Source organism: Mesorhizobium sp. WSM4820, assembly GCF_055811075.1.
This window is the reverse complement of sequence record NZ_JBVVQN010000020.1, coordinates 60,835-73,148: the sequence shown is the minus strand read 5'-3', so window position 1 is coordinate 73,148 and position 12,314 is coordinate 60,835. Positions and strand designations below refer to the sequence as shown.

Here is a 12,314-nt window from a genome sequence, read left to right as displayed (position 1 = left end):
CTCCCCTCAGGAGGAGCCACTCCACGGTCTCGCTCCTTGGATGATCTCTTGAGCACGCGCGGCAAAGCGACCGGCGAGCGGCCACTTGCCGGCCGCATCGGCCGACGCCGCGCTGCCTGCCCGCGCCCGGTCGGCGATGCCGACGAAGATCACCGCGAAACGGAACAGCGAAAAAACCAGGTGGAAGCGTTGCAGAGGCGCAGTGGGCACGGCATGCGCGAAATAATGGTCGAGGAATTCGCGCTGGTTGGGGATGCCGAGGGCAGGATGATCGAGGCCGAGGATGCCGCCATATTCGTCCGGGGTCGAATGCCAGGTCATCGAGCAAAAGCCGAGATCGGCGAGCGGATGGCCGACCGTCGACAGCTCCCAATCGAGAATGCCGATCACCTCCGGCTTGCCGGGATGGAACAGCAGATTTCCGAGGCGGAAGTCGCCATGGGCGATCGACACGCGTCCATCATCCGTGGGCAGATGCTGCGGCAACCAGTCGGCGACCGCTTCGAGTGCCGGAATTCTGTCACTCGGCGATTCCCTGAGCTGCCGGGTCCAGCGGCCAATCTGGCGCTCGAAATAGTTGCCGGGCCGGCCGTAATCGCCGAGACCGACCGCGTCGGGACGGACAGCATGCAGCTTGGCCATCGCTTCGGCCATGCCGAAATAGATGGCGCGTCGCTCCGCGGGGACGAGGCCAGGCAGCGAACAGTCGTGGAAGACGCGACCGTCCAGCCGCTCCATCAGGTAGAACGACGTGCCGAGCGGCTCGGCGCCGGCGTTATAGAGCACCGGCCGCGGCACCGGCACGTTGGTCGCTGCGAGAGCTTCAAGCACGCGGAACTCGCGGTCGACGGCATGCGCCCCGCGCAGGATCGGCCCGGCCGGTTTCTTGCGCAGCACCATGCGATGCGCACCATAGTCGACGAAGTAGGTGGGGTTGGACTGCCCGCCGCCGATCCGCTCGAGCGTCATTGCGGCATCGCCGAAGCGGTTCGCGAGAAAGCCCTTCAATGCAGCAGGATCGAAATCCGCATTCAACGGCATCTTTTCCTCCTGAGATGCCACCCCGCGTCCGCTATGCCTCGCCTTCGACGGTCCAGCGCCAGAAGCCCCTCTCCTCGTCGTTGAGGAAACGGTTCAGCACCATCTTGTGGACCTCATCGGCGCCGTCGACCAACCGCGCCTGGCGCGCATAGCGGTAGATCCATTCGAGCACCGTGTCCTTCGAATAGCCTCGCGCGCCATTGATCTGGATCGCCACATCGGCCGCGTCATGCAGCACATTGGCGACCTGGACCTTGGCCATCGATACTTCTTTGCGGGCAAAGCCGCCGCGGTCCAGCTCCCACGCAGCCTTCATCACCAGGATGCGGCCGATCTCGATGCGCATGGCGAGGTCGCCGAGCTTCAGCTGGACGCTTTCGCGGTCGGCGAGGCGCTGGCCGAAACCATGGCGCTCGGCAGCGTAGGCGCGCGCGATCTCAACGCAGCGCTTGGACAATCCAAGCCAGCGCATGCAGTGGGTAAGCCGCGCCGGGCCGAGCCGCACCTGCGTCACCTTCATGCCCCTGCCCTCGCCAACCAGCATGTCTTCGCCAGGGATTTCGAGCCCCTCGAATTCCAGCTCGCAATGCCCGCCATGCTCCTCCGGGCCCATGATCTCGATGCGGCGCATGATGCGCCAGCCCGGCTGGTCCTTGTGGAACATCAGAGCCGACAGACCATGGCGCGGATCGTCCGAGGTTCGCGCGATCAGAATGAAATGGCTGGCCTCCTCGGCGCCGGTGATGAACCATTTGCGGCCGGTCACCACATATTTGTCGCCGCGCCGTTCAGCACGCGTCATGATCATCGAAGGGTCCGAGCCGCCGCCGGGATGCGGTTCGGTCATGGCAAAGGCCGAGCGTACCTGGCCCTCGACGATCGGCTTCAGCCATTTTTCCTTCTGCGCCGGCGTGCCGAGCGCCTCCAGCACCATCATGTTGCCATCGTCGGGCGCTGCCGAATTGAACACCACGGGCCCGAAGATCGACCGGTTCATCTCCTCATAGCAAACCGCAATATCCATCTTGCCGAGACCGGCGCCGCCGGATTCGGGCTTGAGCTGCAGGCACCACAGGCCCGCCATACGCGCCTTGGCACGAAGCGTCTCCAGCAGCGGCAAGGCGATGTTTCCATGTGCGTCATAGGACGTCTTGTCGGCCTCGAGCGGCAGGATCTCACGCTCGACGAAGTCGGCAATGCGGACGCGGTAATCTTCGGTGCGGGCGGGAATGTCGAAATTCATGGACAAACTCCCAGCGATGAAACGAGGTGGCCACCATCGATGGACGAGATCGCCGAAAAGCATCGGGTCCATATCTGAAATCGAGCGCGCGCTCGTTTTCCTTATTCGCCTCTATCCCCTTTTGCAGCTGCCGTCATCCGGCGAAGCGTGGTTCCGCCACGCCCTTGATGCCAAGGCCGGTTATCGCGAGCAGGCTGCCGCGCAGGACGCCATCGCCGGGGAGGCGCGGAACGACCACCACGACTTCGATCTTCATGCCGTCCTCCTCTGTGGGCACCGTGCGGCGATAGGCGAGCCGCCTCAGAACTCGACCTTGTCGCCGCCCTTCAGTGACAGGATCTCGCGCGCCTCGTCGGGCGTCGCCACTTCCATGCCGAGCCCCTCGATGATCTTGCGGGCAAGCACCACCTGCTCGGCGTTCGATTTGGCAAGCTTGCCCTTGCCGGCCCACAGACTGTCTTCGAGCCCGACGCGGATGTTTCCGCCAAGCGCTGCCGATTGCGCCGCGATCCGCAATTGGCTGGCGCCGGCACCGAGCACCGACCAGCGGAACTGGTCGCCGAACAGCCGGTCGGCGGTGCGCTTCATATGGGCGACGTCTTCAGGGTGCGTGCCGATGCCGCCAAGCAGACCGAACACCGACTGCACGAAGAACGGCGGCTTGACCAGCCCGCGATCGGCGAAGTGGGAAAGATTGTAGAGATGGGCGATGTCGTAGCACTCGAACTCGAAGCGCGTGCCGTTGTCGTAGCAGGTCGCAAGGATGTATTCGATGTCCTTGAACGAGTTGCGGAAGACCAGGTCGCGCGTCGCTTCCAGATGCGGCTTTTCCCAGTCGAACTTGAAGGTCTCGTATTTGTCGACGAGGTGATAGAGCCCGAAATTGATTGAGCCCATGTTGAGCGAGGCGACCTCTGGCTTGAACTCGGCGGCCGGGCGCACGCGTTCCTCGACCTTCATGTAGGGACTGCCGCCGGTGGTGATGTTGATGGCGGCATTGGTGGCCTGCTTGATGCGCGGCAGGAAGCGGGCGAAGGCCGCCGGCGTCTGGTCGGGCTTGCCGGTCTCGGAGTCGCGGGCATGCAGGTGCAGGATCGCCGCACCTGCCTCCGCCGCCGCGATCGCCTCGGACGCGATCTGGTCCGGCGTGATCGGCAGATAGGGCGACATGGTCGGTGTATGGATCGCCCCTGTCACCGCACAGGTGATGATAATTTTGCCCCTGGTCTGCATAGCACCGGGCTTGCGGCTTGTTTCCGTCATCTTCCAAACTCCTGATCCGATTTTTTCTTGTGCGCGGCCAGCGCCATCAGCCGGCGGTCGCGCCAAACCTGCCGTTCGCCGAGTTCTTCCCGCGGCAGCCGCTTGCGGCGGTCGGCCTCCACCGTCTCGATGACTTCGCCGGCCCAGTCGACGCGGCGCAGCATCTGCGGAAAAATGTTGGCATAGATCGATTGATAGCGCTCGACATAGTCGCGTACACCGCCCGGCGCATTAAGGTCGATCGTTTCGAACGGACCCATGAATGACCAGCGCAGCGCCAGCCCGTCGCGAATGCCGGTATCAACATCCTCGACGCTGGCATAGCCGTCGGCGACAAGTCGAAAAGCCTCCTCCAGCAGCGCGCCCTGCAGGCGGTTCATGATGAAGCCGTCGAGCTCGTGCTTCATCACCAGCGGTGCGTGGCCCGCATCGACGAGGAAGGCGCGGGTCCTTTCGACCGTTTCGGAAGACGTCCATGGCGCCGGCACGACTTCCGCGGCCGGGATGAGGTAGGGCGGATTGATCGGATGCACGACTAGGCAGCGGTGCCGCCCTTGCAGATCGTCGGTGAATTTCGACGGCAGCAACGCCGAGGTGGAACTGGCGATCACCGCTTGCGGAGCGGCAATTGCATCGATCCGAGAGAACACCTCGCGCTTCACATCCAGGTTTTCCGGCGTGTTCTCCTGGATATGGACCGCATCGGCCAGCGCTTCTTCGAGCTCCGCAACGACGGCAATGCGACCAAGCACGACGTCGATTGCCTGCCCCCGCAGCAGATCATTCGCAGCGAGGTCGCCGAGCACGCCGGCGATGTAATCGTGCGCACCTTCGGTCGCGGCCGGCGACTGGTCCCACATCCGCACATCGTGGCCGGCGCGGGCAAAACTGATCGCCCAGGCCCGCCCGATGAACCCGCTGCCGACAATCGCTACTTTCATCATGGTCGGGCTCCTCAAAGGGTTTCGACATTGCCGTCGACGCCGAGCGATTGGCCGGAGATGTTGATCGCCGCATCGGACAACAGGAAAGCGACCATCGCGGCGACGTCATAGGGGCTGGTTATGCGGCGCAGCGAGATGTTGTGGAGATAGCGCTGCGTCATCTCCTCGTTCGACACACCGAGCTGTCTGGCCCGGTCGGCGATAACCTTGTCGATGCGTGGTCCCTCGATGATGCCGGGCAGGATGGCGTTGACCCTGATGCCGTGCGGTCCGAGTTCCTTGGCAAGGCTTTGCGTGAAACCGATGACGCCGAACTTGGCCGCCGAATAGGGGGTGCGGAAAGCGTAGCCATGGCGGCCGGCGGCGGACGACATCGAGACGATCGAGCCGCCGCCCGCCGCCTTGATCAGCGGCACGGCACGCCTGGCGCAGAGGAACTGGCCGGTCAGGCAGATGTCGATGCAGCGGCGCCACTCCGCCGGATCGATTTCGTCGACGCCGCCGGTCGGCCCGGCGATGCCGGCATTGTTGATCAGCGCGTCGAGGCCGCCGAGCTTTTCCGTCACCGTCTCGAACAGCCGGTCGACGTCGTCGTCGCGCGAGACATCGGCCTTGACCGCGGCGACCAGGGCGATCCTGTCCGGAGCGGCGGCCAGCGCCTCGTCGGAGACGTCGCAAACGACGATGCGCGCGCCGAGCCGCGACAGCGTTTCTGCAATGGCCAGGCCGATGCCGCCGGCGCCTGCCGTGACCAGCACGCGCTGCCCCTTCAGCCCGGTCAGAAAATCATCCGCCGACGACGGCGCCCCTTTGCTCATCGTGTATCCCTTCTCATTGCAGCCGCCGTTCGCGCAGCGCCATGACAGCGCCCAGAACGACCAAGCCGTACAATATTGCCCCTGAAATTGTGACGAAAGCACTGCCCTCTGCGAGGGCGACGGACGATTCCGTAATGTGAAATTTCTGCTTCAGCTGTTGCGAAGGGTCTGTTGCGCAATTCGCCAGGCCTGCTCCACATGCCGCCGGGCCGCGGCTTCGGCGGCATCGCCGTTGCGCGACTTGATCGCGTTCATAATGTCGGTCATTTCGGCAATTGCGGCATCGCGGCGATTCTCCGAAGCGATGGTCATGGAACGCAGCTGGTTGATGCGGACGTTCAGACCCTGGACGATCTCCCAGGCGATGCGCTTGTCGGCGGCATCGAAAAGCACCTCGTAGAATTTTGTGGTCGCCCGCATCACCTCGATCGGATTGGCTGATGCCCACGCCTTGAGCAGCACATCGAACGCGCGCTCAAGCGCGGCGATCTGGCCCTCAGTCGCCGTCAGCGCGCAGGCGCGCGCCGCGATGCCCTCCATCAGAGCGCGCAGTTCATAAATCTCGTCGGTGCGGCTGAGATCCGGCCTGGCCACCGCGGGTCCATGGCCAGGTATCATCTGGACGAGGCCCTCGGTCTCCAACTGCCGCAGGACCTCGCGCACCACCGAGCGACTGACGCCGAGCTGGTCGCAAAGCGGCCGCTCGACCAACCGTTCGCCAGGCTGGAAGTGAAACCCCATGATCGCGTCGCGCATGCGCTCCAGCGCCAGCGTTCTCAGCGTCTTGGCGGATCGTTCGATCCTCAGTGTGTCGTCGGCCAATTCATATACTCCCAGCATCCGCAAGAAACAGATTCGACGATCCGTTGACAAGGGATTTGGTCTTCAATAGTATGGTATACCATAAGACGGCTAGGCAAAAGCGGAACTTTTCCGGATGCCTCAGCCGACCCGACACCGAGGATTCGATGAAGCCGGCCATTCGAAAGATCGTCACCCATGTCGAGAACACGCTAATCGAAGGCGGCAAGGCGGCCCCCCGGCCGCTGCGCCTGATCGGCGTGGCGGCGGTGCTCGACAACCCCTGGGCCGGGCGCGGTTTCACCGAGGACCTTTCGCCCGAGATCCGCGCCTATGCGCCGGTTCTGGGGGAGATGCTGACCCATGAAATCCTCGCAGTTGCCGGATCCGGCGAAGCGATCGAAGGCTACGGCAAGGCCGCAATCTGCGGCACATCAGGCGAGATCGAGCATGCCTCGGCGCTCATCCACACGCTGCATTTCGGCAACCACTATCGGCGTGCCGTCGGCGCCAAGACCTATCTTGCCTTCACCAACCTGCGCGGCGGGCCGAACACGCCGATCATGATCCCGCTCATGGACAAGAACGATGAAGGCCGACGTTCGCACTACCTGACGGTGCACTTCCAGATCGGCGACGCGCCGGCGCCGGACGAGTTGGTGGTGGCGCTTGGCGCCTCGATCGGCGGACGACCGCATCATCGCATCGGCGACCGCTACCAGGATCTCAAGGAGGTCGGCGACCTGCATGGCTGAGCTGACGGACCGTGGCTGGCATCGCGGAACGGCGCCTGACGGCACCGGTTTCATCCGTGCCGGATCCGGCGCGCCGGTCCTTCTCATCCACGGTGTCGGCATGAACGCGGCAATCTGGGCACCCCAGATCGAGCTGATGAAAAACAGATGGGATGTGATCGCAATCGACATCCTGGGACACGGCCAGTCGCCGTTGCCGCCCGAGGACGCCAGCCTTGCCGATTATGCCGGACAGGCAATTCGGCTTCTCGATCACCTTGGCCTGGATGCCGTCTCGATCGTTGGCCATTCAATGGGGGCGCTGGTCGGGCAGGAAATCGCTCTCAATGCACCCGAACGGGTTCGTAGCCTCGTCTCGCTCAATGCGGTTTTTCGCCGCCCGGCGGAGCTTGCGCAGGCAGTGCGCGAGCGCGCCGCCGAACTGAATGGCGCGGAAAACCCGTCGGGGACGGACGCAACGATCGCGCGCTGGTTCGGCAACCCGGTCCCCGACAGCCTGGCCGAGGCGGCAAGGATGACGCGCGTGGCACTGCAAAGCGTCAACTCCGAGGGCTATGCGCGCACCTATCGACTTTTCGCCCATGCCGATGCGGCGCATGGCGATCGTCTTTCCGGTCTCGCAATGCCGGCCCTGTTCATGACCGGCTCGCAGGACAGGAATTCCTCGCCTGCGATGTCGGCGGCGATGGCACGCCTCGCGCCGCGCGGTCACTGCGTCGTTCTGGAGGGCGAACGACATATGATGGCCGTAGCCTCGCCTGACGTGGTCACACGGCGCATTGTCGATTTTCTCGAGAGCAACGACGGCGCAAGCACATCGGCGCGACCGGCAATGGACACAGCCTTCGACGCGGGCGAATTCAGGCGGGCGCTCGGTTCCTTCCTGACCGGCGTTACAATCGTCACCGCGATCGGGCCGGAAGGAGAGCCTCTAGGCTTCACCGCCAATTCGTTTACATCCGTTTCGCTCGATCCGCCGCTTGTGCTGGTCTGCATCGCCAAGAAAGCGCTGGGTCATCCGGTGTTTTCGACCTCGAAATGCTTTGCCGTCAACGTGCTCTCGGAGGAACAGCGAGCCGCGTCCGGCGTCTTCGCTTCGAAATCGCAGGACAAGTTCTCGGCTGTCGAGTGGCGCTTCGGCCCGACCGGCAGCCCGCTGCTCGCTGGATCGGTGGCGACGTTCGACTGTGACATGGAGCAATTGGTCGACGCCGGCGACCATTCGATCCTCATCGGCCGCGTTCGCGAATTCTCCCACAATTCATCGCAGCCCCTCGGCTATTGCCGTGGCGCCTACGTCTCGCCCGGCCTCAGCCAGGAAGCACTGGCGGCCGCGCCGCCCGACATGGAGGTCGGCGCCATCCTCGAAGACGAAGGCCGCGTGCTGTTCCTCGAAACCGCCGACGGCTTTTTCGAACTGCCGGCGGGCCGAGGGCTCGGGGCGCCCGGCGACACGCGAAGCCTTAGGGGACGCCTCGCTGCGAAAGCCATCGAGGCTCATCTCGGATTCCTGTTTGCGGTCTGGGACGACGCCGCAAGCCCATCGCGAACGCATGTCTACTACCGCGGCACGGTAGCCGCGCCCCACTCCAGCGATCGCCAGGTCCGGCTCGTCGACATCGACAGGATTGCCGGACTGAACATCGCCGACGCTGCCGTGCGCTCGATGCTCGCCCGCTATGTTCGCGAATGTCGGGAGGATGCGTTTGGAGTCTATGTCGGCAACGAGGTCGAAGGTGAAGTCCGTCCGCTCGCCAAGCCGGTAGCAATCAACACTTCCAGTCCGGGTCAACAGATATGAAGTTCTCGCTCTTCGTCCATATGGAACGCTCGGACCCGGCAAAGCCGCATGCCGACCTCATCGATGAGCTTGAGGAGTTGGTCGTGATGGCCGAGGCGGCAGGCTTCGAGACGGCCTGGATCGGCGAACACCACGGCATGGAGTTCACCATCTCGCCAAACCCGTTCATCAACATCGCCTATCTCGGCGCCAGGACGAAGCGCATCCGGCTCGGCACAGGAACCGTCATCGCGCCGTTCTGGCATCCGATCAAGCTCGCCGGCGAGGCAGCCATGACCGATGTCGTCACCGGCGGCCGGCTCGACATCGGCATCGCCCGCGGCGCCTACAGCTACGAGTACCAACGCCTGTTCCCTGGGCTCGACGCCTGGGGCGCGGGCCAGCGCATGCGCGAGATCATCCCGGCCATCAAGGGCCTCTGGGAAGGCGATTTCGAGATGTCCGGCGAATTCTGGTCGTTTCCCTCGAGCACCTCGTCGCCTAAGCCGGTGCAAAAGCCGCACCCGCCGATCTGGGTGGCGGCGCGCGATCCGAACTCGCACGACTTCGCCGTCTCCAACGGCTGCAACGTCCAGGTGACGCCGCTCGCCTCCGGCGACGACGAAGTAACCAGCCTGATGGAGCGCTTCAACGCGGCGTGCGCGGCGCATCCCGACATGGCCCGCCCCGAGATCATGCTGCTGATGCACACATTCGTTGCCGAAGACGCCGCCGATGCGGAGCAACTGACGAGGGACCTGTCGCTGTTCTACTGCCAGTTCGGCGCGTGGTTCCAGAACAAGAAGCCGGTTCGCCAAGGCATATTGGAAGCGCTCTCCGACGACGAGATCGCAGCAATGCCGCAATATGCGCCGGACAAAATCCGACAGAACCTGGTCATCGGCGAAGCCGAAGAGGTGATCACCCGGCTTAAGGCATATGAGGCGCTCGGCTATGACCAGTACTCGATCTGGATCGATAGCGGTCTGCCGCACGAGCGCAAGAAGAAGTCGCTGCAGCTGTTCGTCGACAAGGTGATGCCGGCCTTCGGGCATGGGAGGCCGCAATGACCCTTGTGGCCTTCAGCAACTTCATAGATGGGGCGTTCGATACGCCGACAGCCACCTTCGAAAGCATCGATCCATCAACCGGAGCGCCCTGGGCGACGATGCCCGCCGCAACCGAGGCCGATGTCGACCGCGCCGTCGAGGCGGCGCACCGGACGCTGCACTCGGCCGCGTGGGCCTCGCTGACGGCGACGGCGCGCGGCAAGCTGCTGATGCGCCTCGGCGACCTGGTCGTCGCCAATGCCGGCCGCCTAGCCGAACTGGAAACGCGCGACACCGGCAAGATCATCCGCGAGACCCGCGCCCAGATCGCCTATGTCGGCGACTATTATCGCTACTATGGCGGGCTTGCCGACAAGCATGAAGGCTCGCATGTGCCGATCGACAAGGCCGATATGGACGTCACCATCCGACGCGAGCCGATCGGCGTCGTCGCCGCCGTCGTGCCGTGGAATTCGCAGCTCTTCCTTTCGGCCGTCAAGCTCGGCCCGGCGCTGGCCGCCGGCTGCACGGTCGTCCTGAAAGCCTCGGAGGACGGTCCAGCGCCGCTGCTGGCCTTCGCCGAACTCGTTCATGAGGCCGGATTTCCCGCCGGGAGCGTCAACATACTGACCGGGTTCGGGCACGATTGCGGCCGGCGCCTGACAAGTCATCCGCTGGTTTCACGCGTCGCCTTCACCGGCGGGCCTTCGACCGCTCGCGCTATCGTCCGCAACACGGCGGAAAATCTCGCCTATACGACGCTGGAGCTGGGCGGGAAAAGTCCGGTTGTCGTTTTCGCCGACGCCGACTTGGACAGCGCGGCCAACGCGGTGGTGGCCGGGATTTTCGCAGCGTCTGGACAAAGCTGCGTCGCCGGCTCCCGGCTGCTTGTCGAGCGTTCGATAAAGGCCGAGTTCCTGGACAGGCTGAAGCACAAGGCCGAGGCCATCAAAATTGGTGATCCGCAGGATCCAGCCACCGAAATGGGACCGCTGGCAACGCCACGTCAGCGGGAATGGATCGAGAAGATCGTTGCCGAGAGCCTCGCCAATGGCGGGACGTTGGTCACCGGCGGAAAAAGGCCCGACAATCATCCGCACGGCTTCTACTACGCACCGACCATCATCGATGCCGAGGATTCAGCGCTGCCCTGCGTGCGCGAGGAATTGTTCGGTCCGGTGCTCAGCGTTCTCACCTTCGACACGGAAGCCGAAGCCCTGGCGCTTGCCAACGATACGGCGTTCGGCCTCGCTTCGGGCGTGTTCACCACCAATCTCGCCAAGGCGCACCGCATGGCGCGCGACATCCATGCCGGCATCGTCTGGGTCAACACATACCGCGCCGTTTCGCCGCTCGTGCCGTTCGGCGGCTATGGTCAGTCGGGGTTCGGCCGCGAGGGCGGGCTCGACGCCATCCGCGACTACACGCGCTCGAAGTCGGTGTGGATACGCGTATCCGACGAGCCGATCCCGGATCCGTTCGTCATGCGATGAGGCAGCGTCAACGCGCAATTTCACAAAAACAAGAAAGCAACCAACAGAGGAGAATGAGATGAAACTGATTTTGACCGGCATTTTGGCCGCACTCCTGGCAGCCACTGCCGCACACGCCGATGAAATGGTGTTCACCAGCTGGGGCGGAACCACCCAGGAGGCGCAGACCAAATCCTGGGCTGCTCCGTTCGAAGCCAGTTCCGGCATCAAGGTCCTGCAGGACGGCCCGACCGACTACGGCAAGCTGAAGGCCATGGTGGAAGGCGGCAGCGTCGCCTGGGATGTCGTCGATGTCGAGATGGATTTCGCCATCAAAGCGGCCAAGGACGGCCTGCTCGAGCCGATCGATTTCAACGTCGTGCCGAAAGCTGATCTCGATCCTCGCTTCACCACCGAGCATGCGGTCGGCAGCTTCTACTACTCCTTCGTTCTTGCCTGGAACAAAGGGGCGGTGTCGGCTGAGCCAACCGGCTGGGCCGACATGTTCGACCTGACGAAATTTCCCGGCAAACGCACCTTTTACAAATGGTCGGCACCGGGCGTCATCGAGATTGCGCTGTTGGCCGACGGCGTGCCGGCGGACAAACTCTATCCGCTCGACCTCGACAGGGCGTTCAAGAAACTCGACACGATCAAATCGGAAATCGTCTGGTGGGACAGCGGCGCGCAGTCGCAGCAGCTGATCGCCTCCGGTGAAGCAGCCTTCGGGCAGCTCTGGAATGGACGGGTCTTCGCCCTCGAGCAGGACGGCGCCGATGTCGGCGCATCCTGGAAACAGAACATGACTGCCGCCGACGTGCTCGTCATCCCCAAGGGTTCGAAGAACAAGGCGAGCGCGATGAAATTCCTGGCCACAGCGACAAGCGCGAAAAGCCAGGCCATGTTTGCCGAAGCAAGCGGCTACGCCCCCATCAACACGGCAGCCAAGGCCGAAATGCCGGCCGATGTCGTCAAGTCGCTGCCGGACGCCTATGTCGACGGGCAGATCAACCTCGACATGAACTACTGGGCTGAAAACCGCGACAAGATCGCCGAGCGCTGGTACGCCTGGCAGGCCAAATAGCCGCCGACCTCACCCATGAACCGGCGGGGCGTCGCTAGGGCGTCCCGCCTGAGCTGCCGGGATC

The 12,314-nt window shown here is 63.8% G+C and carries 12 protein-coding genes; 5 read left to right on the top strand and 7 right to left on the bottom strand.

The genetic code is table 11. The annotated features are described in order from the left end of the window. Positions 1-6: 6 nt before the first annotated feature. From AC0L2R_RS26910 to AC0L2R_RS26880, 7 genes are all read right to left on the bottom strand, one after another. Positions 7-1,041 (bottom strand): phosphotransferase family protein, encoded by a 1,035-nt coding sequence (locus AC0L2R_RS26910; RefSeq protein ID WP_473512507.1) that lies wholly within the window; start codon positions 1,039-1,041, stop codon positions 7-9. Positions 1,042-1,072: 31 nt separating this feature from the next. After that, on the bottom strand, positions 1,073-2,284 hold the full coding sequence (locus AC0L2R_RS26905; protein WP_473512505.1) for an acyl-CoA dehydrogenase family protein: 1,212 nt from the start codon (positions 2,282-2,284) through the stop codon (positions 1,073-1,075). Positions 2,285-2,417: 133 nt separating this feature from the next. Continuing rightward, a complete protein-coding gene (locus AC0L2R_RS26900; RefSeq protein ID WP_473512504.1) occupies positions 2,418-2,540 on the bottom strand; it encodes a hypothetical protein in 123 nt (40 codons plus the stop codon). A 44-nt stretch (positions 2,541-2,584) separates the two neighbouring features. Then, positions 2,585-3,547, bottom strand: coding sequence for a 3,5-dioxohexanoate:acetyl-CoA acetone transferase (gene kce, locus AC0L2R_RS26895; protein WP_473512502.1), 963 nt, complete (start codon positions 3,545-3,547; stop codon positions 2,585-2,587). Beyond that, positions 3,544-4,491 carry a 3-hydroxyacyl-CoA dehydrogenase gene (locus tag AC0L2R_RS26890; protein WP_473512500.1) on the bottom strand — a complete coding sequence of 316 codons (948 nt, stop codon included), beginning with the start codon at positions 4,489-4,491 and terminating at the stop codon, positions 3,544-3,546. Before AC0L2R_RS26890 ends, kce begins: the two co-directional genes overlap by 4 nt. A gap of 11 nt (positions 4,492-4,502) precedes the next feature. After that, on the bottom strand, positions 4,503-5,309 hold the full coding sequence (locus AC0L2R_RS26885; protein ID WP_473512498.1) for an SDR family oxidoreductase: 807 nt from the start codon (positions 5,307-5,309) through the stop codon (positions 4,503-4,505). Between the two features lie 150 nt (positions 5,310-5,459). Continuing rightward, positions 5,460-6,131: a GntR family transcriptional regulator gene (locus AC0L2R_RS26880; RefSeq protein ID WP_091597522.1), complete on the bottom strand. Its 672-nt coding sequence runs from the start codon at positions 6,129-6,131 to the stop codon at positions 5,460-5,462. Between the two features lie 146 nt (positions 6,132-6,277). Here AC0L2R_RS26880 and AC0L2R_RS26875 point away from each other — a divergent pair, with 146 nt between their 5' ends. The 5 genes from AC0L2R_RS26875 to AC0L2R_RS26855 are packed head-to-tail and all read left to right on the top strand — an operon-like array spanning position 6,278 to position 12,250. Next, positions 6,278-6,865: an amino acid synthesis family protein gene (locus AC0L2R_RS26875; RefSeq protein ID WP_023800447.1), complete on the top strand. Its 588-nt coding sequence runs from the start codon at positions 6,278-6,280 to the stop codon at positions 6,863-6,865. Next, the gene (locus AC0L2R_RS26870; RefSeq protein ID WP_473512496.1) at positions 6,858-8,666 is read left to right on the top strand and encodes an alpha/beta fold hydrolase; all 1,809 of its coding nucleotides are present in this window, start codon (positions 6,858-6,860) and stop codon (positions 8,664-8,666) included. The genes AC0L2R_RS26875 and AC0L2R_RS26870 overlap by 8 nt, the downstream gene beginning before the upstream one ends. Then, the gene (locus AC0L2R_RS26865) at positions 8,663-9,715 is read left to right on the top strand and encodes an LLM class flavin-dependent oxidoreductase (RefSeq protein ID WP_473512494.1); all 1,053 of its coding nucleotides are present in this window, start codon (positions 8,663-8,665) and stop codon (positions 9,713-9,715) included. Before AC0L2R_RS26870 ends, AC0L2R_RS26865 begins: the two co-directional genes overlap by 4 nt. After that, entirely contained in the window at positions 9,712-11,187 is a 1,476-nt protein-coding gene (locus tag AC0L2R_RS26860) for an aldehyde dehydrogenase (RefSeq protein WP_473512493.1), read from the top strand. The genes AC0L2R_RS26865 and AC0L2R_RS26860 overlap by 4 nt, the downstream gene beginning before the upstream one ends. A 58-nt stretch (positions 11,188-11,245) precedes the next feature. Next, on the top strand, positions 11,246-12,250 hold the full coding sequence (locus tag AC0L2R_RS26855) for an ABC transporter substrate-binding protein (protein WP_473512492.1): 1,005 nt from the start codon (positions 11,246-11,248) through the stop codon (positions 12,248-12,250). Positions 12,251-12,314: the final 64 nt, after the last annotated feature.

Bases quoted from the DNA above. Each gene is read 5' to 3' on its own strand.
- AC0L2R_RS26910 (WP_473512507.1), bottom strand. From the start codon at position 1,041: ATGCCGTTGAATGCGGATTTCGATCCTGCTGCATTGAAGGGCTTTCTC.
- AC0L2R_RS26905 (WP_473512505.1), bottom strand. From the start codon at position 2,284: ATGAATTTCGACATTCCCGCCCGCACCGAAGATTACCGCGTCCGCATT.
- AC0L2R_RS26900 (WP_473512504.1), bottom strand. From the start codon at position 2,540: ATGAAGATCGAAGTCGTGGTGGTCGTTCCGCGCCTCCCCGGCGATGGC.
- kce (WP_473512502.1), bottom strand. From the start codon at position 3,547: ATGACGGAAACAAGCCGCAAGCCCGGTGCTATGCAGACCAGGGGCAAA.
- AC0L2R_RS26890 (WP_473512500.1), bottom strand. From the start codon at position 4,491: ATGATGAAAGTAGCGATTGTCGGCAGCGGGTTCATCGGGCGGGCCTGG.
- AC0L2R_RS26885 (WP_473512498.1), bottom strand. From the start codon at position 5,309: ATGAGCAAAGGGGCGCCGTCGTCGGCGGATGATTTTCTGACCGGGCTG.
- AC0L2R_RS26875 (WP_023800447.1), top strand. From the start codon at position 6,278: ATGAAGCCGGCCATTCGAAAGATCGTCACCCATGTCGAGAACACGCTA.
- AC0L2R_RS26870 (WP_473512496.1), top strand. From the start codon at position 6,858: ATGGCTGAGCTGACGGACCGTGGCTGGCATCGCGGAACGGCGCCTGAC.
- AC0L2R_RS26865 (WP_473512494.1), top strand. From the start codon at position 8,663: ATGAAGTTCTCGCTCTTCGTCCATATGGAACGCTCGGACCCGGCAAAG.
- AC0L2R_RS26860 (WP_473512493.1), top strand. From the start codon at position 9,712: ATGACCCTTGTGGCCTTCAGCAACTTCATAGATGGGGCGTTCGATACG.
- AC0L2R_RS26855 (WP_473512492.1), top strand. From the start codon at position 11,246: ATGAAACTGATTTTGACCGGCATTTTGGCCGCACTCCTGGCAGCCACT.